Below are 21,003 nucleotides of genomic sequence, written 5' to 3'. Positions count from 1 at the left end.
GTATCATTCCCGACTGATGTCACTCGATGCTGATGTGTTGAAGGTTCTCGCCGACCCGCTGCGCTCCAAGATCTTGGAGCTGCTGTCCGGCGAGGCGCTGTGCACGTGCCACCTCGTCGAGGAAACCGGCGCCAAGCAGACGAACGTGTCGAACCACCTCAAAGTGCTGCGCGAGGCCGGGTTCGTCGACACCGAGCCGTGCGGACGCTTCACGTACTACCGGCTGCGACCCGACGCCCTGCGGCGGATCGCGGGCAGTTTGACCGAGCTGGCCGACCGCGCCGACCCCGATGCCAGGAGGCCCTGTTGAGCACCACCAACCCGACGGCGGAGCAGGACGTCCTGCATCGGCTGTCCTTTCTGGACCGGTGGCTGCCGGCGTGGATCGGTCTCGCCATGGTCGCCGGGCTCGCACTCGGCAGCTTCGTGCCGGGACTGCAGGGCGTGCTCGAGGCGGTGAAGATCGACGGGGTGTCGCTGCCGATCGCCCTGGGCCTGCTGCTGATGATGTACCCGGTGCTGGCCAAGGTCCGCTACGACAAGCTCGACACCGTCACGCGCGACAAGCGCACGATGGTGTTGTCGCTGGCGCTGAACTGGCTGCTCGGCCCTGCGCTGATGTTCGCGCTGGCCTGGATCTTCCTGGCCGACCTGCCCGAGTACCGCACCGGCCTGATCATCGTCGGCCTGGCGCGCTGCATCGCGATGGTCATCATTTGGAACGACCTCGCCTGCGGTGACCGCGAGGCCGCCGCGGTGCTGGTGGCGCTGAACTCGGTGTTCCAGGTGATCATGTTCGGAGTGCTCGGCTGGTTCTACCTCGACCTGCTGCCGGGCTGGCTGGGCCTCGACACCGCGTCGGTGGACTTCTCCGCGTGGGAGATCGCCAAGTCCGTGCTGATCTTCCTCGGCATCCCGCTGCTGGCCGGGTACCTGAGCCGCAAGCTGGGGGAGCGGTCGAAGGGCCGGGACTGGTACGAGAACAAGTACCTGCCGCGCGTCGGTCCGATCGCGCTGTACGGCTTGCTGTTCACGATCGTCATCCTGTTCGCGCTGCAGGGCGAGACCATCACGAACCACCCGCTGGACGTCGTCCGGATCGCGCTGCCGCTGCTGGTCTACTTCGCCATCATGTGGGCCGGCTCGTACGCGCTGGGCAAGGCGTCGGGTCTCTCCTACGAGCGCACGACGACGCTCGCGTTCACCGCGGCGGGCAACAACTTCGAGCTCGCCATCGCCGTCGCGATCGGCGTGTTCGGTGTGACTTCCGGCCAGGCGCTCGCCGGGGTCGTCGGCCCGCTGATCGAGGTGCCGGTGCTGGTCGGGCTCGTGTACGTCAGCCTGTGGCTGCGTCGTCGCTGGGCGGCTCGCGCTGAAGTCTGACGTCGTGGTGATCGGTGGCGGCCAGGCAGGGCTGGCCGCCGCCTACTACCTGCGCCGCGCCGGTGTCGACCACGTCGTGCTGGACGCCCAGCCCTCGCCCGGTGGGGCCTGGCCGCACGGCTGGAACTCCCTGCGGCTGTTCTCGATCGCTCGCCACAGCTCACTGCCCGGCTGGCCCATGCCGTCGTTCTCGGACGGCTACCCGACCGCGCAGCACGTCGTGGACTACCTCGCCGCGTACGAGAAGCGCTACGACGTCCCCGTGCACCGGTCGGTCCACGTCACCTCGGTCAGCCGCGCCGACTACGGGCTGCTGGTGCGTGCCGACGCCGGGACGTGGACCGCGCGGCACGTGATCAGTGCCACCGGCACGTGGTGGCGCCCGTTCCGGCCGCTGATGGACCTGCCCGGCCACCAGCTGCACACCGTCGACTACCGGGACCCGCTTGAGTTCGCCGGGCAGAAGGTGGTGGTGGTCGGCGGCGGCAACTCCGGCGCACAGATCGCGGCGGACCTGGCACCGCACGCGTCGCTCACGTGGATGACCCGTCGCGAGCCGCGGTACCTGCCGGACGAGATCGACGGCAAGGCGCTCTTCGACATCGCCAGCCGCCGCGCCGGGGGAGTCGGAGAACTCGGAGACATCGTCGCGGTGCCACCGGTCCGGGAGGCGCGCGACAGCGGATTGCTAGTGGCCACTCCGATGGACACCGGCCTGCTCGCCAACGCCGACGTCGTGATCTGGTGCACCGGGTTCCGGCCTGTTCTCGGCCACCTCGCGCCGCTGCGGCTGCGTGATGAACACGGTCGCGTCGCCGTGGATGGAACAACCGCCGTGGGTGAGCCACGTCTGCACGTGCTCGGGTACGGCGGTTGGACCGGGGCTGCATCCGCGACCCTGATCGGAGTCGGGCCCACGGCGAAGGCGGCAGTGGCGAAGATCGCCAGCTCGCTGAGCTGATCACTTCAGCATCGGGCTGTCGATCGCGCCTGCCTTGCCACCACTCATCTCACAGCGCATTCGGCTGGCCTTGACACGGCAGAATGCCTCAACCAGCAATGAACGTTGAGTGGTCTTCCTCGGTGGTGGAGCGGGCACGGCTGCACGCGGTGCTCGGTGAACCCGCGCGGCTGGCGATCGTCGACCGGCTGCTCCTCGGCGACGCCTCGCCCAGCGAGGTCGGTCGCGAACTCGGCCTGCCCAGCAACCTGCTGGCGCACCACGTGAAGCTGCTCGAACAGGCGGGCGTGGTCGAGCGAAGCCGTTCGGAAGGCGACCAGCGCCGCAACTACCTGCGACTGCGGACCGATGCACTGACCGGGCTCGGTCCGGCCGGGCAACGAACCGCTCCGCGCGTGGTGTTCGCCTGCACCTACAACTCGGCGCGCTCGCAGCTCGCCGCGGCGCTGTGGAAGAAGAACAGCACCGTTCCTGCCGCATCCGCAGGCACCATGCCCGCGGACGGAGTGCACCCGCTCGCCGTCGCGACCGCCGAGGCGCACGGCTTGCCGCTCGGACGCGTTCACACCGCACACGTCGAAGACGTCCTGCGGCCCGATGACCTCGTGGTCGCCGTCTGCGACAACGCCCACGAACAGCTCGACAGCCACCTCGACCGCCTGCACTGGTCGGTTCCCGACCCGGCCCGCGCCGGCACCGAGGACGCCTTCGAACACGCCTTTCGTGACATCGCCGACCGGGTCGACCGGCTGGCCCCCGTCGTTCACCAGTCTGGAGAAGACCGCTGACCCTGAGCATCGACCAGCAGCTCGCCCTGACCACCGCGGCCACCCGCTTGCAGAGGCAGTTCGACGGTGTCTTCAGCACCGAGACCATCGAACGGTTCCTGCACACCAGCTACGACCAGTTCGCCTCGCACAGCACCGTTCCGAACTTCCTGCCGCTGCTCGCTGAGCGGTTCGCCCGGCAGAGGCTGCACGCGCTGGCGAAGGTCGAGGGGCACGTGACCGACGGCAAGCCGGTCGTGCTGTTCCTGTGCGTGCACAACGCGGGGCGCAGCCAGATGGCACTGGGCTTCTTCGAGCACCTCGCCGAGGACCGCGCGGTGGCCTGGTCCGGCGGCTCCGAGCCGGGCTACGAGATCAACCCGGCGGCCGTCGCGGCGATGGGTGAGCGAGGCATCGACATCTCGCGCGAGTTCCCCAAGCCGTGGACCGACGAGATCGTCCGTGCGGCCGACGTGGTCGTGACGATGGGCTGCGGTGACGCGTGCCCGGTGTTCCCCGGCAAGCGCTACCTCAACTGGACGCTCGACGACCCGGCCGGCAAGGACGTCGCGGACGTCCGTCCCGTGCGCGACGAGATCGAACGCCAGGTCCGCGGCCTGCTCGCGGAGCTCGGCGTCGCGGCTCACGCCTGAACGAGAGCGGGGACCGTCCGAACCGGACGGTCCCCGCCTCGGTTGGTCGTTCTCACCAACCGATCCCGGCCATCGGTAGCCGAGTCCCAGCTGTGCTGCTGACGCTGGTCGTTGACAACCCGGGCGTGGGTGGGGGTCTTCTGCAGCAGCCTCTCATGCGGGGTCTGGCCCGGGTCTTCCTGCGCGCGTTGCAGCGCCGTTTCGTCGAGGAGATCGACGCCGTCTCGGCCCGTGTAACCACGGTCGTGGAGCTGCCGACGTCGCACTCCCCGATCCTGTCCGCCCCGGACGACTTGGCCGCCGCTCAGATCTTGCCGGTTCCCGCGCCCTGGGTTACCAGCGTTTTCACGTTCGCCGGAGTGTCCAGGGTGTAGGCGTAGTAGCCGCGCGGATCCTCCACGCTGCCGCCCACCACCGGTTTGCCGCTGTTGACGTAGACGTTGTCCCGCTCGACGATGCTGCCCTTCGGGCCCGCGTAGCTGTTCGTCATGGGCTCCTCGACGTTCTCGAAGTAGTTGCCCTCGATCCAGCAGCCGGACTTGTTCTGGCAGGCGACGCCCGTGTCGCTGTTGGCGATGTAGTAGTTGTTGAACACGTGGACCGGGTTGCCGAAGCGGGTGCGCGGGTTGCGTTGCGGCGTCCGGTCGAAGAAGTTGTGGTGGTAGGTCACCTTGAGGTGGCCGGTGTCCTGCGCGGCGTTGCCGTCGTCGTGGCCGAGCAGCATGTTCTTGGTGTGGTGGTGGGTGTGGTTCCACGACACGGTCACGTAGCTGGACCCGCGCTTGATGTCGATCAGGCCGTCCTTGCCGTTGGACAGGTCGTTGTGGTCGATCCAGACGTGGTGGGAGAACATCTGCACGTTGATCGAGTCGTCGCTGGCGTTGCGGAACACCAGGTTGCGGATGATCACGTTGTGCACGGCGTTCGCCGGGGGCGTGGTCACCGAGCTGACCGGCAGGCCGATGTTCAGCCCGCCGCCGGTGATGCCGGAGTTCGCGCCGACGCCGATGACCGTCTTGTCCGAGGAGACGTCGTACATGCCGGCCGCCAACGTGATCATGCCCTGCACGCGGACCACACGCGGGCCGTCGGCCTTGATGGCGGCGGTGAAGTCGGCCGCCGTGGAGACCGTGACCTCCGGTCCTCCGGCGCCGCCGGTGGTCCCGCTCTGGCCGAGTGCCGTCACCGAGGCGAACCCGATGGGCGCGGCCTCGGCGGCGGACGCGGGCGCGGTGGCCACCGGCGTGGCACCGCCGACGAGCACCGCGGCGAGCGCGAAAGCGCTTGTTCTCCTCATGAAGTCCTCCGTTGGACTCGGCCGACGCCCGCGCCCGCGGTGACGAGCGCTGGTACGTCGGCGGCGTGGTCGAGCGAGTAGGCGTAGTAGGTGCGGGGTTCGACGACGGTGCCCAGGGTCTGCGGTGTACCGGAGCCGACGTAGACGTTGCCGCGCTCCACCACGCGGCCCGGTCCGCTCTTGTCGTAGCCGGACAGGACCGGGTGGGCGACGTTCTCGAAGTAGTTGGCCTCGACCAGCACCCCGGCGTCCTCTGTGGACGCCACGCCGTAGAGGGAGTTGCCGCGGTAGTAGTTGTTGTAGACGTGAACGGGCTCGCCGAACCGCACGCGCGGGTGCCGCTGGTCGGTGCGGTCGAAGAAGTTGTGGTGGTAGGTGACGCGCAGCTTGCCGCGGTCGGCGGTGTAGCTGTCGGAGTGGCCCAGCAGCGCGGCCTTGCTGTGGTCGTGGAAGTGGTTCCACGACACCGTGACGTAGTCGGACTGCCGCTTGATGTCGAGCAGGCCGTCGAAGCCGCGCGACAGGTCGCAGTGGTCGATCCACACGTGGTGCGCGGAGTTGGTGACGCTGATGGAGTCGTCCGAGGCGTCGGTGAAGCGCAGGTTGCGGATGATCACGTTGTTGCCGGGACGGGTGGTCGAGCCCAGTTGCAGCCCACCGCCGGTGATCTCGGCGGTGGAGCCGATCCCGAAGATCGTCTTGTTCGCGACGACGGTCAGCATGCCGTCGACCTCGATGCGACCGGACACCGAGATGACGTAGGGCTCCTTGCGCCCGACGTAGTCCCGCAGCGCCTCCGCGGTCGTCACGGTGACGGCTTGGCCGCCCGCGCCGCCGGTGGTCCCGTTCTGGCCCAGCGCGGTCACGCCCGCGAAGCCGTCGGCCACGGCGTCGGCGGCCGGGCCGGCCCACGCGGCGCGCGGCGCGGTGGCGGCGAAGGCGGTCAGCGCCGTGCCCGCGAGCAGCCGCCGTCGGTTGATGGGGCTCATGGTTCTCCTCCGCGTCTGGTCAGATCCGGCCGACGCCGACGCCCGCCGGAACGGTGCCGGGCAGGCTGGCGGCGCTGTCGGGGGTGTAGGCGTAGTAGGTGCGCGGCTCCACCACGGTGCCGAGCGTCTCGGGGATGCCGGAGCGGACGTAGACGTTGCCGCGCTCGACCACGCGCCCCGGCCCGCTCTCGTCGTAGCCGGAGTAGATCGGGTGGGGGACGTCCTCGAAGTAGTTGGCCTCGACCAGGACTCCCGCGTTCTCGGTCGACGCGACGCCGTAGAGGGTGTTGTTGCGGAAGTAGTTGTTGTAGACGTGGACCGGCTCGCCGAAGCGGACCCTCGGGTGTCGTTGCGCGGTGCCGTCGAAGAAGTTGTGGTGGAACGTCACCCGGAGCTTGCCGGTGTCCTGGCCCGCGTTGGAGTCGGAGTGGCCCAGCAGCGCGGTCTTGCTGTGGTCGTGGAAGTGGTTCCACGAGACGGTGATGTAGTCGGCGCCGCGAACGATGTCGATCAGCCCGTCGGCGCCGCCGCTGAAGTCGCAGTGGTCGATCCAGACGTGGTGCGAGGACTGCTGGATGCTGATCGCGTCGTCGTCCGCACCGGTGAACCGGAGGTTGCGGATGATCACGTTCTGCCTGCGGTACAGGTCGAGGCCGCCACCGGTGATCTCGGCCGTCGACCCCTGCCCGATGATCGTCTTGTTCGACCGCACGCCCTGCTTGCTGCTGATCCGCATCACCCCGTCGACCTGGATGACGTACGGCTCGTTGCGGTCGCAGTAGTCCAGGAACGCCTCCGCGTCCCGCACCGTGACGACCGGCCCGCCCGCGCCGCCGGTGGTGCCGTTCTGGCCGAGCGAGTTCACCCCGGCGAAACCGTCGGCGGTGGCGAACGGGGCCGCCCACGCGGGCTTGGTGGTCGTGGCCAGCGCGGTCGCGGCGGCGCCCGCGAGGAGCGCCCGCCGGCTGATGCTGCTCATGTGCCCGTCCTCCTCAGACTCGGCCGACACCCGCACCGGCGGGCACGACGGTCGGGACCTCGACGGCCCGGTGCGGTGTGTAGGCGTAGTAGGTGCGCGGCTCGACGACGGACCCGCGCACCTCGATCTCGTGGTTGCACTCGACGAGGACGTTGTCCCTGGCGACCATCCGACCGAGGTCACCGCTGAAGTCGACCCGGCCGGGGTTGTTGACGCTGAAGAAGTAGTTGCCCTCCAGCACCACGCCCGCGTTCATCGCCGACGCGACGCCGTAGCTGTTGTCCCGGTAGTAGTTGTTGTAGACGTGCACCGACTCGCCGAAGCGGACTCGCGGGTTGCGCTGATCGGAACCGTCGAAGTAGTTGTGGTGGTAGGTCACCCTGAGACGCCCCGCGTCCTGCGCCGCGTTGTCGTCGTCGTGCCCGAGCAACAACGTCTTGTCGTGGTCGTGGAACCTGTTCCAGGAAACGGTGATGAAATCGGACCCGCGTTTGATGTCGACGGCTCCGTCATCACCGTCGGAGAAGTCGTTGTGGTCGATCCAGATGTGGTGGCTGAACATCTGCACGTTGATCAGGTCATCGGTGGCGCCGGTGATCGACAGGTTCCGGATGATCACGTTGTGCACCGCGTTCGCGGGCGGCGAGATCACGTCGTCGTCCACCGGGAGCCCGATGTTCAGCCCGCCGCCGACCAGTCGTGCGTCACCGCCGAGACCGGCGATCGTCTTGTCGGAAGCGACGTCGTGCATCCCGTCCCTGGTGCCGGTGGGCAGCACGATAGTGCCGCGGACCTGCACCACCAGCGGTTCAGGCCGAGCGATGTAGTCCAGGAACTGCGCGGTGGTCGTCGCCGTGACCACCGCGCCCCCCGCCCCGCCGGTGGTCCCGCCCTGCCCCAGCGCGGTCACCCCGGCGAACCCGTCGGCGGCGGGCCCGGCTGCCATTGCGGGCGGTGCTCCGACCGCGGTGGCCACCAGGGCCACCACCACCGCGACCCGTGCGAGGGCGCGTTCGTACCCGACGTGCGTCCGCATTTGGGTGGTCCTTTCGAGAATGCTGCTGCGCAACGGCGGCGGCGTTTGGAAATCACTTTCCTGATTCGGACCATAGGACTCGTGTTTCGGGCGTGTCAACGTCCCGTCACATATGAGAACCGGTTCACATACGTGGTCTGATGGATTGCTTTTCAGCGGTGTTCGGATAGTCCTTTCGGACGATCAATTCGAGGTTGTGGAGAATAGTGGCGAATGAATTCGACTGGGGTGGGCAGCGTCGGGTTCACGTCAGGTGTCGAGCAGGCTCGCCCGCAGCGCGTCGTCGCGCGGCAGTTCGGGGGACCTCGACCCGGTCGGCGAACACCCCGCAGCGCCAGGATTCCCTGCGAGAACAGGATGTATTGGCGCTGGGCGAACGCCTGGCCGGACCCGGTGACTGTTTTCCACGCGCTCTGGCGCCCTTGCTGCACAGGCTGTTCGGCATCATCCAGCTCGTCGTCCGGCTACGCGACTACAGCGTTCGCGCGACCATCGGCATCCAGATACCGCCCCTGGCATGATCGATGATCCACATCGCGATGGCGGATACGGCGATTCGTTCGACGTCATATTTGACCGGGGAGGTCAGTGTCCGCTTGCTCGACCGAACGTGTGCGAAGCCTTTCTAGCAGCTGCCGTCCGACTCCCTCAGACCCGTGTTGGCGCCCGCCGTGCGGCTGACGATGTTCGGCACGCAGTTGGCTTGGTCGAGGGTGAAGTTGTAGGGCACGGAGACGGTGGTGGTGGACTTGACGTCGGGACCGGCGGGCTTGTGATCGCTGCTCGGTGCGGACCACGTCACGTTGTCGAAGACGTTGCCGCTGACCTGCCAGTAGCCGGCCTCGGTGCTGTAGAAGGTGCCGAGGACGTCATGGGAGTTCTTGAAGTAGTTGTTGTCCACCTTGGCCTTGGCGCCGGCCCGGGAGTTGATGCCGGACTCGTTGAGGCTCACGTAGTGGTTGTTGTACATGTGGGCGATGCCGCCCCGCAGCAAAGGTGCCCGGGAGTCGATGTTCTCGTAGAGGTTGTGGTGGTAGGTGATGAACCCGTTCGAGCGGTCGCTCTCACTGGACCCGACGAGCCCGCCGCGACCGGAGTTGCGCAGGGTGCTGTAGGACAGGGTCACGTACTGGGTGTTGTTCTTCATGTCGAACAGGCCGTCGAAGCCTTCCGACTCACCGCCCGACGCAAGAAGGTCGACGTGGTCGACCCAGACGTTGCGGACGTTGCTCTCCATCCCGATGGCGTCGCCGCCGTTGGACGTGGGAGAGCCCGACTTCTTGACGTTCTGGACCGTCACGTTCCGGATGATGATGTTGCGGGACTCGCGGATGTGGATGCCCAGCTGGTCGAAGACGGCTCCGCCGCCGACGCCGACGATGGTGACGTTGCTGATCCGCTTGAGTTCGATCACGCCGGCAGCGGTTTCGCAGCTGTTGCCCGAGACCTTGGCGGTGTTGCCGTGGTTGATCGTGCCCGAGACCTCGATGATGATCGGCGTGCTGCTGCTCGCCCGGCTGCACAGGGCCTGGTGGATCTGGGTTCCCGTGGTGGCCCGAACCGTTGCCCCACCCTGGCCGCCGGTGGTGCCGCCGTTCTGGGACGCGTAGCCGGTTGCGGCGCCGGCCGCCGCCGACGCCGGTGACATCGCCAGCACCGCGCTGGTCGAGGTCGCGACGGCCAACGCGGCCACGACTGCGGGGATCCGCCATGCGACTGATCGTTTCATTTCGTCTCCTGCGTCTTCGAAGGTTGGACGGGTGTGGTCGCACTTGCGGCGGTGTGCTCGGTCGGTACTTTCAAGCAGACTGACGCCCTTGCCGCACCGGGTTGATCACCGCTGGGCGACGTCGGTGGTCGAACTCGAGGTGGAGGCGGCGGCAATACCGGTGGAAAGCCGGTGTTTCGCTTTGTCGCGCGCTTGTCAGTACGCAGACTCTTGCGTCGCCTCCTTGCGAGCAGGACTGTCTGACGGATTCCCAGCGACTTATCGCGGTGGCGGCGTCGCTGGGAACGCTCCCAGCGAGTATTGCGCAACGTTGCATGACTGGCAATAAAATTCACGGTTATGAACACCGCGCGCCTTGATTAAGTGAGCGCGACGTGACTTCCCGGTGATCACCTGGCTGATTCATGGATATGAATAAGGGTTTGCAGGGCATTAACTTGCTGATTCGCCCCTTAAGCGTCGAGGCGATGCTGGGCGTGGTTGCCAGCGCGAGGAGGTCCGCCTCGCTGTGTGGGCAGGTGACTATGGGAGAGGTGAGGTGCCCACGCTGGTCGAGAAGCTCGGTGACTCGACGCTCGCTCTGCTGGCGATCATGGAGTGACGGCACCCTGGTCGAGTTCGGGTAACACGGCTTGATCCGGCGCCCGGCGTTTCCGACGCCACTGCAGACCAGGTCGCCGAAGCTCAGGCGGTCGCGCCGATCGTGTGCGTGCAGAACCTGTGGACCTCGCCTGCCGATAGATGATCGACTGATCGAGGAGCGCGCTGCCAACGCATCGTTTACTTGCCTTCTTCCGCTCGACGGTTCGTGAGTTATCGAACTGTCCATGGAGTGGTGCGGGTGGACGATCATTGGGTGACATCGACATCTGCGCGCCGAGACTGCCCTTGAGCCGGAATTCCTGAGTTTCGCGTTTTGAATCGAATGGGTAGTGCCATTCGACTCGAGTGGTCGAATCTTGACGTGGGTCTTGTCGAAGGGTTGTTGATCACCTCCCTGCAGGAGCATTTCCGCGTCGCATCGATCCTGTGTCGCTTGAAAAGGTCGCGGTCGATACCTGTCCGCAATGGGAGGACTGTGGGAGGAAATTGGGAGAGGTCAAGGTATGGCGACAGGATCGAGCTGCGCTCAGGTGCCTCCAACTGCGCCGCCGCGACCTTTTGTTTTGCGTTTCTGCAGGTCGGGTTGCTCTCTGGCCCACCCTGGGCTCATGGGGTCGCGAGTTCAAATCTTGTCGTCCCGACGTTCTGAACCAGCGCCGCTGATTCTGGGTGAAGCCCGGTTCACCTCGATGCGCGGTTCGTGTTCCCCGGAGCAAGGGGAGCGTTGCGGCGCCGCTCCAACTTCCGGCAGCGAGTCTGGCTGCCGGCTCTGGCTGGCGACGAGAGGCTAGGCTGGGCACCGCTCAACTTGGAGATGCACTTCCATGATCTACGCCACACGCACAAGACCTGGCTCATCGAAGACGACGGACCCCGTGTGCTACACCTGGAACAGCTGGGACACAAACGCAAGGATGTTGACGACGGCTACTCGCACGTGACGGATCTGATGATCAGCCGGATGCTGGCGGCGCTGCAGCGCCGGTGGGAGACGGACGGCGGGTGCGCCTGGAACCAGCAAGCAATGCCCGAAGTCGTGCCTCAAGCACTGTGACCACTTAGGTATCGCAAATGTGGTCAGGTGGCCGTGCTCCCAAATTGCTCCCATGGCAACGCAAACGGCCCGCCGATGAGATCATCGACAGGCCGTCTGACTAGGTAAAAAACACTGTGGGCGATACTGGGATCGAACCAGTGACCTCTTCGGTGTGAACTATGGCACCGATACCGCGCTGAACTGCGGAAACAGCACTCTTGCAGGTTGACGCGGGGCCGTTCAGGTCCATTGAGGACCGTTCCGGCATGTTCAGCGCCCGGAGTTGCTCCCAATCTGCTCCCACTCCGTGCTCCCAAGGCTTCACGCAGCGGCCCGAACGCGACAGGCCGCCACGGTTACGGCCGACGACAAGCTCAGGCTGCCGGCCCGGCGTATCCCGGTTCCCGCGCGACCGGACGTTTCGGGGAAGGGTGAAACGTTTTCAGCGAAGTTGACGTTGTTCGCGCATCGCTGGCAGGCTCGATCCCCGAGGGCGTCTTCGCGCGGCTGGGGGGTGAACGGCCGGAAACTGTCCACTGACGATTGCTGTCGATGAGCTGCTTCTCATACGTGGCCCGGTAGGTGAATTCTGCATGAACGCCCTGGGTTGCTCGAACCACGGCGAACCCCACTCTGTCGTAGTAGAGATCGAGAGGAAGTATTTTGAGGTTGAGAACCAGAGTTTTCGCGCTCATCACGTTCACTCTGTCTGTGGTCTTGGTCGGTACCACGCCGGCGCCCGCCGCCAGCGCCCAGACCGTGGAATTCGCCTCGCCGGCCGGCAGCGGCCTCCCGCCCTACATCGCCGTCATCAAGCCGGTCACCGCGAAGCGGCTCGCTTCCAGTTGGCGCGAAGGCTGCCCCGTCGGGCCCGATCAGCTGCGGCTGATCAGCCTGAACTTCGTGGGCTTCGACGGTGCGGTGCGCCGCGGCGAGCTGGTCGTCAATGCCGATCTCGCCGTCGAGGTCGCCCGCGTTTTCGCCGACCTGTACTTCGACCGGTTCCCCATCCAGCGGATGGAGACCGTGGAGAAGTACGACTCCGACGACGACGCGTCGATGGCGGCGAACAACACCTCGGCGTTCAACTGCCGGGCGATCACTGGCGGCACCGCCTGGTCCAACCACTCCTACGGACGGGCCATCGACATCAACCCCGTGCAGAACCCCTACATCTCCCGCAGCGGCACGGTCTACCCGCCCAACGGCGCGCCCTACGTCGACCGCACCCAGAACGTGCCCGGCATGATCCACGCGGGCGACCCCACGGAGCAGCGCGGGCGACCCCACGGAGCAGGCGTTCACCACACGCGGCTGGGCCTGGGGCGGCTTCTGGGACACACCGATCGACTACCAGCATTTTGAGAAGCCCTGACGGCGTCCAGGACCGGCCCTCGGGGAGGGGGCAAACGAACGGTGTAAGTCGGGTTGAAGGAAACTACTTGTGTCCGGCGGCCAGGCGGCCGTTGAAGGCGATGTCGAACGCGTTAAGCGCGGGTTTCCACCGCATGGTCCAGCGTTTGCGGCCGGTGCCGGTCGGGTCCAGGCTCATGATGGCCATGTAGACGCATTTCAGCGCGGCCTGCTCGTTGGGGAAGTGTCCGCAGGCCTTGACCGCGCGGCGGATGCGGGCGTTGGCGCTCTCGATCGCGCTCGTCGAACAGATCACCCGCCGGATCTCCGGATCGAACGTCAGAAACGGCACAAACTCGGCCCAGGCGTTGTCCCACAACCGCACTATCGCCGGATACTGGGCGCCCCAGGCCTCAGCGAACTCGCCGAAACGCTCGCGGGCTGCGGCCTCGGTCGGCGGTGTAAACGGGTTTGAGGGTCTTGGCGATCGCGGCCCAGTGCTGGCGGCCCGCGTAGCGGAAACTGTTTCGCAGCAGGTGCACCACGCAGGTACGGGTGATCGTCTGCGGCCAGACCGTGGTGATCGCGTCGGGCAGGCCGGTCAGCCCATCACAGACCACCATCAGGACGTCGGCGACGCCGCGGTTCTTGAGCTCGGTGAGCACATGCAGCCAGTACTTGGCACCTTCGCCGCCGTCGCCGGCCCACAACCCGAGGATGTCGCGCCGTCCTTCGCAGGTGACCGCGAGCGCGACGTAGATCGGCCGGTTGGCCACCTGCCCGTCGCGGATCTTGACGTGGATAGCGTCGATAAAGATCACCGGATACACCGCGTCCAACGGCCGGTTCTGCCACTCGACCGTGCCCTCGATCAACTTGTCGGTGATCGTGGAGATGGTCTGGCGCGACACCTCGGCGCCATAGACCTCCGCGAGGTGCGCGGAGATCTCACCGGTGGTCAAACCCTTGGCGGCCAGCGAGATCACCATCTCGTCCACGCCGTCCAGACGCCTCTGCCGCTTCGCGACAATTTTGGGCTCGAAGCTGGCGTCCCGGTCACGCGGCACGTCAATCTCGACCGGGCCGACATCGGTGAGCACCGTCTTGGACCGGGTGCCGTTGCGCGAGTTACCGGTCCCGCGCCCGGCCGGGTCGTGCTTGTCATAGCCGAGGTGATCGGTGATCTCGCCCTCGAGCGCGGACTCCAGCAGCCGCTTGGTCAGTTGCTGCAGCACCCCGCCCTCACCGGTCAGCTTCAGGCCACTGGCCTTGGCACTGCTCAGCAGCTGCGCGACGAGCTACTCGTCCAGGCCGCCCAGACCGGCTGCGGGCTTCGAGTCCTCGGCGTTCTCCACGCCGGACATCATGTCGGTCATCAGGTGCACTTCCATGATCGGGAGTTACACCGAACTTCCTACAGTCCCGCATGCGGGCAACGGTTCGCGAGCGTGCAGGACGTGGCGCTGGGGGAGGGGAAGTCGCTGGAGCTCATAGCCGAGGCCGCTGCAGGCACCGAGCGCGCCTTCGTTCCACAGACGTCTTGGATGGTCCGAGCTACTGCTGAAGAGATCGTAGTTGCGGCAAGACATCGGCAGGTCGTTGAACGTTGACCGCAGTCGAAACTGAGGCATTACCTCACGGCGTCGCGCGACGACCGTCTCTTGCTGACATGAGCCAGAACGTGGCTAGTCGGCATCGTCGTCGAGGTCCGTTCGTTTGAACGCCCTCATGATGAAGTCGCCGAAACTGTTCTTGGTCTCCTCTGAGAGCGGGTCCCGCACCCGTTGCACGCTCTCCGCGGGAGGCATCACGATAGCTCCGGTTGCGCCTGCTGCATTGGCCATACCGATGGTCAACTCCTCGTCCATGTCCACGCGGTCGTCGTCCGAGAGCAATCTGCTCACGAGACCCTCGAAGTCGAACGGTTTCCTGCTCGTGAACGCAGTTCGGCCGAAGCTGTCCGCGTCGCTCACGCTCATCGTCACCGCACCTCCAGAGATTCTTTCAGCGTCCATAGCGACCGACGATCTTGCTCTGGTGCAGCCTGTACCGCATGTGCATGCCCACGCGCATCGCGGTAAGCAGCAGCGTGGTCGAAAGGAGCACCCAGGTGACGACGGCGAGCAATGGCGCGGAGCTGACCTGTTGGAAGCCAGTCGTGCAGAACTCGCCGAAGGCGCCGGTTGATTTGTTCGGTGCGCACACGCTCCGGCGCAACAAGACCGCTACCACCAGGTAGGCGGTTGCGAGACCAGTGATCGCAAGGCCGGCGCGGGAGACGAACGGGACCCTGTAGCGGCCCTCGTGCTGGAAGACGCGTGCGAACCAGGCAGCCGCGAGACCGGGCAGAGCCACGAACAGAGCCGCGATGTCGATCCCCTGCAGGTCTGTTGCTGCGAGCGCGTTCCACAGGCGCGTCAACATGACGGCCGACAGCGCGGCGAACACTGACAACCACAGCACGATGGCGGTCGTTCCTGGCGGTCTCTCGGCGACGTGCACCGACGCGTAGACCTGCTTGCGCACCACTGAAGGAAGGTTGTGGGCGTACAGGTGTGAGAACGATCCTCCCGACTCGTCCTCGCCAGCGATGGAAGCGCCGTAGCTCTTGGCATGCGCGTCAAACGATGCTCGTTGTCGCACGCGCCGCCTGTTCCGATCTCCTTCGAGCATGAAGTGCTGGGATGTGACGTAGCAGTCCTGCGGTACCTCGAGCTCGAAGTGATATCCCCGAGTCAAGCCGTGGAAGGAGATGGGGACGACATGCCGTGACGGTTCCTGCCCGATGAACTGCTTGACCCAGCTCAGCAAACCGAAAAAGTTGCTTATCTGCTTGGGTTCGTAGTCGGCGGCGAACCTGTGCCTGTAGGAAAAGTCGAGGCGGACCCGTGTGCCAGGTTTGGCGTTGAGCCGCAACCAGAAGACGTAGCGTTTGGCGAAGTACCGTCCGAGGTGGAGCACACGCCGACGTCCGTCGTCGGTGAACCGCAAGTTCAGGTTGTGAACGCGCTGGGCGACATCGGCGAGTGTGTCCTTCGCGGCCGAGGCGTCAAGCTCAGCGATCTTGATGTAGTCACTTCCGCAGGCTGAGAGCTCTTTTCTCTGCACATCAGTCGGGGCGACGGTCAGGGAGTCCTCGAACTGCGTCCATGCTGCGGTGAGCAACCTCTTCGTGTACGACTTCGCCTCATGCCTGTCGCACAGGTACACCGCGGTGCCGTCGGAGTTCTGGATGTCGAACTTCGACAGGATCCTGCCCTTGCGGATGGGAATCAGCGGGATGACCAGGTCGTCCATTTTCTCCTGGTACCGCTCGAGAAGCTCTTTCAGTTCGGGGTTCTTGGTCGGCAACTTCTCGATGAGCGGCGGAAGATCCCATTCGAAGGTGACATCGCGGCGACAGCTGCCGAGTGCGATGTGCACGTGCTCGACGACGCGGGAGAGCGGGGTGGTGTCCTGCGTCAGGAGGTCGAACGCAAGGCGCACGGCGTACGCGTTCCTGAGGAAGGTTCTGGTCTCCTCTTTGGAGTTTTCGGGGTCGGAGTGCGGGAGGTGTGTGTCTGGCATGTCGCTCAACATCTTTCCGCTCCGGGACGGAGCACTGTTGAACGGCGACCGCGGCAGGTCAGCGTGCGGCTGACGGAGAAGCGCTTCAATGGTCGACCGACGCTCGTGAACCCGGACGGCGAAGATCATGCGCACCTCCCTGAGGACATCCGTTGTGCCTGCTGCTCCCGACGTGATCGACCCGGTACCGACGCGTCTTGAGCCTATCGCGGCCGATCCGTCTTTCGTTAGCGTTGTGACAACACCGACGGGTGACAGATGACTCGTCTATTTGACACGCCTGGTAGCCGGTTGGCTCGTTTGGAGCAGCGTTTCGATCGGAACAACGGTTGATGCGCTGGAAGCGTTCAGTTTTTGTCTCGTTGTGTCGCGGAAGCCGCCCTGAAAATTCCAGTCAACGAGGAATTGCAGTCAGGTGCGGTGATCTTGCGGTCGTCGTGGGATCCTGCGTGAGGGTGCTCGGGGGGCCACCTGACCGCTCCTTTCTTTCCAGTTCGACGTCCAGTCTTCGCGCTCCTTCGAGAAGTGGCGGGGGGAGTGCATTCATCATTTCGATGGCGGCCGGATTCCTGTTACCCGCGATCTTTACGTGCACTCGAATGGAGCATGATCGGGCAGTCGAGTGGTGAGGAAGGATTCCACGCGGTGCGGGTTTCCGGTCGAGTGAGCAGAACCCGTCAGTTTCGTTTGGCCTGTTTCTGGGACGAACTCAGCCCGGCGCGTGTCGTCGGCGGTTTCGAGCGGTGGTCTCGCGGTTGCCGAGCTCGACGGTCCCGAGGTCGGCTGGCGGACATGGAACGGTCGCCTACCACGCCTTCTACGTGACGCGTGCTGACCTGTTGCGCAGGCTGAGGTGTGGTGAGGAGGCGCGCACGGCTTCGTGCAAGCCATCGAACTGGCGGGCAACACCGTCGAGTCCGCCTACCTCACCCGGCGTCGCGACCAGCTGCGATCCTGACAATTCGTCTTTGCGGGAGGCGCGAGCAGGAGCTGGGCGGGTGGAGGATCAGAGTCGTTCGACGAGCGACGGGAGCATGCGGTGAAGGCTGATCGTGCGGCCCAAGCGTCGAGCGCTGTTCGCGATGTGCGACATGTGGGTTCTCTCGCCGACGATGTGATCGCAGTAGCCAGCCGCTGCAGTCAGGTAGATCATGTCGGTCAGGTCGTTCTCGGTCCACCTGAGGTTGGGATCGGACAGCTTCTCGTGCAGGACCTCGCGGAACAGCCCTAGCGCCACCAGTTCCCGGATGTCGGCTTCGCTGCGATTCGTCAGCCAGTCGGACAGGTCCTCGGGTCGGGTGATGCCCGTCAGCCACGCCGCCTCGGCGAGTTTCTTGCCGAGGTCGGCGATGAACCTGAGATGCGTTCGCTGACGCCTGATCTCGGGGCCGGTCGGATTGTCGCGGAGGAACGTCGCGAAGTCCTGGAACCCGGTGACCCAGCCCGCGACGCCGTCCATCGGGCAGGGCTCGGTGTCCAGCATCGCGTCGATGTCGGCGAGGACGCTCGTCTGAGACCGCACTGACCACTGCATCTCGAGAGATAGATCCGGCGACACCGGTGGGATCGCACGGCCGCGAGCCTCGTGGACGACATCGAGCTCAAGGGTGACCGCGGCAGGGACTGCGAGGCTCCCGCCGCGATACTGCCGGGTCAAGATCTGCTGGAGTTCGAACCGGCGGAGGGAAAGCGGGTCTCTCAGTCTCCACCCGGCGGAGAGCTGTGCGATCGGGGCTGGCCGGAGACGCGGCTCTGCGGGCGCGTGAGCTGGTGGTCCCGGTGCCGCCGCGCCTGGTGGTTGACGACATCACCGCTGAGAAAGCCGCTTCGATCATGGCGGAGCAGGGCGGACGCCTCGCGGTGCTCGCGCCCGAGGGCGGCATCGTCGCCAACATCGCCGGGCGCTACTCCGGCACCCCGAACTACGAGGTCTTCCTGCGCGGCCACGCCGGCGAGTACCTCGAAGTCGACCGCCAGGGCCGCGAGTCTGACGTCATCGAGCACGCCTACCTCACGCTCGGGCTCGTCGTGCAGCCGCAAATCGTCCGCGACCTCGGGCAGATCAAGGCCGCGAAGGAACGCGGCCTGCTTGGACGCTTCCTGTACTCACTGCCGGTCAGCACCGTCGGGCACCGCGAGATCCGCGTTCCCGAGGTGCCCGAGCACGTCGCGGCGGACTACCGCGCCCGCATCGGTGGCCTGACGCTGCAACTGGCGTCCTGGTCGGCACCAGAGGTGGTCGAGTTCAGCAGGGATGCTGATGAGGCGATGTTCTCGCTGCAGACCGAGATCGAGCCCCAGCTGGGACCGCGCGGCGCCTGGCACCACATCGCCGACTGGGCGGGCAAGTACGCCGGAACCGTGGCCCGGTTCGCCGCGCTGCTGCACCTGGCGGACCGGCCCGGCGATGCGTGGCACCACGAGATCGGCGCTGGCACGTTCGCGCGTGCTCGGGAGCTGGGTTCGTACTTCCTCGCGCACGCGCTGGGCGCGTTCGACCACATGGGCAGGGACGAGGCATACGACGACGCCCGCGCGCTACTCGCCTGGATCACGGGCGAGCGTCTGCCGCAGTTCACCCGTCGCGAGGCGCACCGGGCCAACCGCGGCCGGTTCACCTCCGCGAGCGAGATCGGCCCGGCGCTGGATCTGCTCGAAGAGCACGGCCACATCCGCCAGCTACCCCCGCCTGAACGGCACGGCGCAGGGCGCAAGCCGAGCCCGACCTATCTCGTCCACCCGGTCCACCTGTCCGCCGACCGGGGACAGTTTGGACAGAATGGTCAGAATCCATGATCAAGCACAGTTTCCACAGGTCACGGGCATGTGGGTTGCTCATGCCCGTGCTGGACAGAATCGGACACAACTCGGACAGAATTCCGGCCGCTCCACCGGCCCGAGGACCACCGACCGGACGCGCGGCAATTGTGTCCAGATTCTGTCCGATTGTGTCCACGCGAACCAAGATCACCGCATACCGGCGCTGAACAGTGTAAACGACGCCTCACGGCCAATTCTGTCCAAACTGTCCAGGCTCCGGCGTGCCCGGTCTCCAGGGAGCACCCGTGTCCAAGCAGCAGCCAGCTCTCATCTCTGTCCCTGCAGCCGCCGAACTCCTCGGCATCAGCCGCGCATCCGCCTACCGCTACGCCGACGCCGGCCAGCTGCCCGGCGTGAAGCGGTTCGGTCGACGCGTATACGTCGTCCGCGCCCGCCTCGTGGAGTTCTTGGAGTCCGACGAGCAGCTCGTTCCGGAGGCGGACGCGGCATGACCAAGAGGAAGCCGAAGCGTCGCAAGCTGAAGGGCAGCGTCTTCAAACGCGGCAACACGTGGACCTACTCGTTCGATGGGGAGAAGCACCCGCTCACGGGCGAGCGTCAGCAGATCCGCAAGAGCGGGTTCGCGACCGAGGATGACGCTTGGGAGGCGATGGAAAAGGCGCAGGCGGAGGTCGCCACCGAGACCTACGTCAAGCCGTCCAGAGCCAAGGTGGCCGACTTCTTCGAGCGCTGGTTCCCGCACGTGCGCATCACCACGGAGCCGACCACCGCGGCCAACTACGAGAGGTTGGCCAGGGCGTACGTGTTGCCGTGGATCGGGAAGCGGCCGATGCAGGAGATCGTGCCGTCGGTGATCGCAGCGCTCTACGAGCACCTGTTGCGGGAGGGACGCCGGAAGCGTGACACGAACTGGGAGATGTTCGAGCTGTGGGAGGACGCTCGGCTGAGCAAGCGAGAGATCCGGCCCCGTGAGGTCGCGGACAAGGTCGGAGTCTCGTACGCCGCTGCTCGCAAAGCGTTCCAGCGCTACGAGGTCGGCCGCGTGCCGGTTCCGCAGGGCAAGGGCTTGTCGCCGAAGACGGTCAAGAGCGTGCACATCATGCTCGGTTCCGCGATGACCACCGCGTTCAAGTGGGAGTACATCAGCCGCAGCCCGATGGACCGGGTCACCCCGCCGGCGGTTCCCCGCCGGTCTCACAACACCTGGGAGCCCGAACAGCTGACGAGGTTTCTGGAGGTCGCTCGTCCGGAACGGTTGTACGCGCTGTGGGTGCTCGTGTCGGCCACCGGAATGCGGCGTTCCGAATTGTGCGGGCTGACCTTCGCGTCGCTCGACCTGGACGCGGCGGTTGTCCGCATGAAGGCGACTCGCGTGGTCGCGGGCGGGGCGGTCAAAGGTGGGACGGGGAAGAGCGCGAAGAGCCGTCGGCAGATCGCGCTCGACAAGTTCACGGTGGCAGTGCTCCGTCGGCATCTCGCTCAAGTGGAAGAGGAGAAGGCGGCATTCGGTAGCGGCTATCAGGACCACGGTCTGGTCTTCTGCTGGGAGGACGGACGGCCGATCTACCCCGACACAATCACCGAGCAATTCAACCGGCTCGTGGATCGAGCCAAGGTGCCGCGCATCCGACTTCATGATGTCCGCCACACGTACGCCACCATCTCGTTGAGAGCCGGAGTTCATCCGAAGATCGTGAGCAGCCGACTCGGACACGCGACGGTCGCATTCACCCTCGACACCTACACCGAGGACATCCCGGACCTGGATGCGGGGGCGGCGGAGAGCGTCAGTGGTCTATTCCTGCCGAGGGAGACTGACTGACCTTGTAGACCCCGTTTGTGTACGGATTTGTGTCCCGCAGGCCAGTG

The 21,003-nt window shown here is 65.9% G+C and carries 18 protein-coding genes and 4 pseudogenes; 12 read left to right on the top strand and 10 right to left on the bottom strand.

Going from position 1 to position 21,003, the window contains the following annotated elements; translation table 11 throughout:
• The first annotated feature begins 16 nt into the window (after nt 1-16).
• From BLQ91_RS33105 to BLQ91_RS33085, 5 genes are all read left to right on the top strand, one after another.
• Nucleotides 17-310 carry an ArsR/SmtB family transcription factor gene (locus BLQ91_RS33105; protein WP_245734008.1) on the top strand — a complete coding sequence of 98 codons (294 nt, stop codon included), beginning with the start codon at nt 17-19 and terminating at the stop codon, nt 308-310.
• The gene (gene arsB / locus BLQ91_RS33100; RefSeq protein ID WP_090103323.1) at nt 307-1,383 is read left to right on the top strand and encodes an ACR3 family arsenite efflux transporter; all 1,077 of its coding nucleotides are present in this window, start codon (nt 307-309) and stop codon (nt 1,381-1,383) included. Before BLQ91_RS33105 ends, arsB begins: the two co-directional genes overlap by 4 nt.
• A gap of 4 nt (nt 1,384-1,387) precedes the next feature.
• Complete coding sequence (locus BLQ91_RS33095) at nt 1,388-2,344, top strand: ArsO family NAD(P)H-dependent flavin-containing monooxygenase (protein WP_245734006.1); 957 nt, start codon at nt 1,388-1,390, stop codon at nt 2,342-2,344.
• A gap of 98 nt (nt 2,345-2,442) precedes the next feature.
• A complete protein-coding gene (locus BLQ91_RS33090) occupies nt 2,443-3,132 on the top strand; it encodes an arsenate reductase/protein-tyrosine-phosphatase family protein (protein WP_090103321.1) in 690 nt (229 codons plus the stop codon).
• Nucleotides 3,129-3,764, top strand: coding sequence for an arsenate reductase ArsC (locus BLQ91_RS33085; protein ID WP_218130494.1), 636 nt, complete (start codon nt 3,129-3,131; stop codon nt 3,762-3,764). Before BLQ91_RS33090 ends, BLQ91_RS33085 begins: the two co-directional genes overlap by 4 nt.
• A 304-nt stretch (nt 3,765-4,068) precedes the next feature.
• Here BLQ91_RS33085 and BLQ91_RS33075 read toward each other — a convergent pair whose 3' ends face one another.
• From BLQ91_RS33075 to BLQ91_RS33055, 5 genes are all read right to left on the bottom strand, one after another.
• Complete coding sequence (locus tag BLQ91_RS33075) at nt 4,069-5,061, bottom strand: pectate lyase family protein (RefSeq protein WP_090103314.1); 993 nt, start codon at nt 5,059-5,061, stop codon at nt 4,069-4,071.
• On the bottom strand, nt 5,058-6,050 hold the full coding sequence (locus tag BLQ91_RS33070) for a pectate lyase family protein (protein ID WP_090103312.1): 993 nt from the start codon (nt 6,048-6,050) through the stop codon (nt 5,058-5,060). The genes BLQ91_RS33075 and BLQ91_RS33070 overlap by 4 nt, the downstream gene beginning before the upstream one ends.
• Before the next feature lie 19 nt (nt 6,051-6,069).
• On the bottom strand, nt 6,070-7,029 hold the full coding sequence (locus BLQ91_RS33065; RefSeq protein ID WP_090103372.1) for a pectate lyase family protein: 960 nt from the start codon (nt 7,027-7,029) through the stop codon (nt 6,070-6,072).
• 13 nt (nt 7,030-7,042) lie between these two features.
• Nucleotides 7,043-8,065: a pectate lyase family protein gene (locus BLQ91_RS33060; RefSeq protein ID WP_090103310.1), complete on the bottom strand. Its 1,023-nt coding sequence runs from the start codon at nt 8,063-8,065 to the stop codon at nt 7,043-7,045.
• A gap of 625 nt (nt 8,066-8,690) precedes the next feature.
• The gene (locus tag BLQ91_RS33055; RefSeq protein ID WP_090103308.1) at nt 8,691-9,794 is read right to left on the bottom strand and encodes a pectate lyase family protein; all 1,104 of its coding nucleotides are present in this window, start codon (nt 9,792-9,794) and stop codon (nt 8,691-8,693) included.
• A 1,411-nt stretch (nt 9,795-11,205) separates the two neighbouring features.
• On the opposite strand from BLQ91_RS33055, the gene BLQ91_RS33050 reads away from it, so the two are divergent.
• Nucleotides 11,206-11,451: a hypothetical protein gene (locus BLQ91_RS33050; protein WP_090103306.1), complete on the top strand. Its 246-nt coding sequence runs from the start codon at nt 11,206-11,208 to the stop codon at nt 11,449-11,451.
• Between the two features lie 356 nt (nt 11,452-11,807).
• On the opposite strand, the gene BLQ91_RS41730 is transcribed toward BLQ91_RS33050, so the two are convergent.
• Nucleotides 11,808-12,128 carry a hypothetical protein gene (locus tag BLQ91_RS41730; protein WP_176960071.1) on the bottom strand — a complete coding sequence of 107 codons (321 nt, stop codon included), beginning with the start codon at nt 12,126-12,128 and terminating at the stop codon, nt 11,808-11,810.
• A gap of 322 nt (nt 12,129-12,450) precedes the next feature.
• Between BLQ91_RS41730 and BLQ91_RS43060 the strand changes: the two are divergent.
• Together BLQ91_RS43060 and BLQ91_RS43055 are read left to right on the top strand one after the other, a co-directional pair.
• Nucleotides 12,451-12,603, top strand: a pseudogene (locus tag BLQ91_RS43060) (M15 family metallopeptidase); the annotation flags it as partial.
• A gap of 157 nt (nt 12,604-12,760) precedes the next feature.
• Nucleotides 12,761-12,808 (top strand): annotated as a pseudogene (locus tag BLQ91_RS43055) (hypothetical protein); the annotation flags it as partial.
• A 63-nt stretch (nt 12,809-12,871) separates the two neighbouring features.
• On the opposite strand, the pseudogene BLQ91_RS33040 reads toward BLQ91_RS43055, so the two are convergent.
• The 3 genes and pseudogenes from BLQ91_RS33040 to BLQ91_RS33030 all read right to left on the bottom strand — a co-directional run bounded on the left by BLQ91_RS33040 (nt 12,872) and on the right by BLQ91_RS33030 (nt 16,482).
• Nucleotides 12,872-14,072 (bottom strand): annotated as a pseudogene (locus BLQ91_RS33040) (IS256 family transposase).
• A 399-nt stretch (nt 14,073-14,471) separates the two neighbouring features.
• The gene (locus tag BLQ91_RS33035) at nt 14,472-14,765 is read right to left on the bottom strand and encodes a hypothetical protein (protein ID WP_143022931.1); all 294 of its coding nucleotides are present in this window, start codon (nt 14,763-14,765) and stop codon (nt 14,472-14,474) included.
• A gap of 25 nt (nt 14,766-14,790) precedes the next feature.
• Complete coding sequence (locus BLQ91_RS33030; protein WP_143022930.1) at nt 14,791-16,482, bottom strand: hypothetical protein; 1,692 nt, start codon at nt 16,480-16,482, stop codon at nt 14,791-14,793.
• Nucleotides 16,483-17,101: 619 nt separating this feature from the next.
• Between BLQ91_RS33030 and BLQ91_RS43880 the strand changes: the two are divergent.
• A pseudogene (locus tag BLQ91_RS43880) lies at nt 17,102-17,311 on the top strand (RNA polymerase sigma factor); the annotation flags it as partial.
• A gap of 48 nt (nt 17,312-17,359) precedes the next feature.
• Here the strand turns inward: BLQ91_RS43880 and BLQ91_RS33025 are convergent.
• Nucleotides 17,360-17,875, bottom strand: a complete 516-nt coding sequence (locus BLQ91_RS33025; RefSeq protein ID WP_143022929.1) for a hypothetical protein — start codon at nt 17,873-17,875, stop codon at nt 17,360-17,362.
• Nucleotides 17,876-18,075: 200 nt separating this feature from the next.
• On the opposite strand from BLQ91_RS33025, the gene BLQ91_RS33020 reads away from it, so the two are divergent.
• The 3 genes from BLQ91_RS33020 (at nt 18,076) to BLQ91_RS33010 (ending at nt 20,956) form a co-directional block, all read left to right on the top strand.
• Nucleotides 18,076-19,149, top strand: a complete 1,074-nt coding sequence (locus tag BLQ91_RS33020) for a YfjI family protein (RefSeq protein WP_176960080.1) — start codon at nt 18,076-18,078, stop codon at nt 19,147-19,149.
• Nucleotides 19,150-19,418: 269 nt separating this feature from the next.
• Complete coding sequence (locus BLQ91_RS33015) at nt 19,419-19,625, top strand: helix-turn-helix transcriptional regulator (protein ID WP_218130489.1); 207 nt, start codon at nt 19,419-19,421, stop codon at nt 19,623-19,625.
• A complete protein-coding gene (locus tag BLQ91_RS33010) occupies nt 19,622-20,956 on the top strand; it encodes a tyrosine-type recombinase/integrase (protein WP_090103293.1) in 1,335 nt (444 codons plus the stop codon). The genes BLQ91_RS33015 and BLQ91_RS33010 overlap by 4 nt, the downstream gene beginning before the upstream one ends.
• Nucleotides 20,957-21,003: the final 47 nt, after the last annotated feature.

This window comes from Lentzea jiangxiensis (genome assembly GCF_900104175.1).
Taxonomy (GTDB): Bacteria; Actinomycetota; Actinomycetes; order Mycobacteriales; family Pseudonocardiaceae; genus Lentzea; species Lentzea jiangxiensis.
This window is presented reverse-complemented; position numbering and strand designations above follow the sequence as displayed.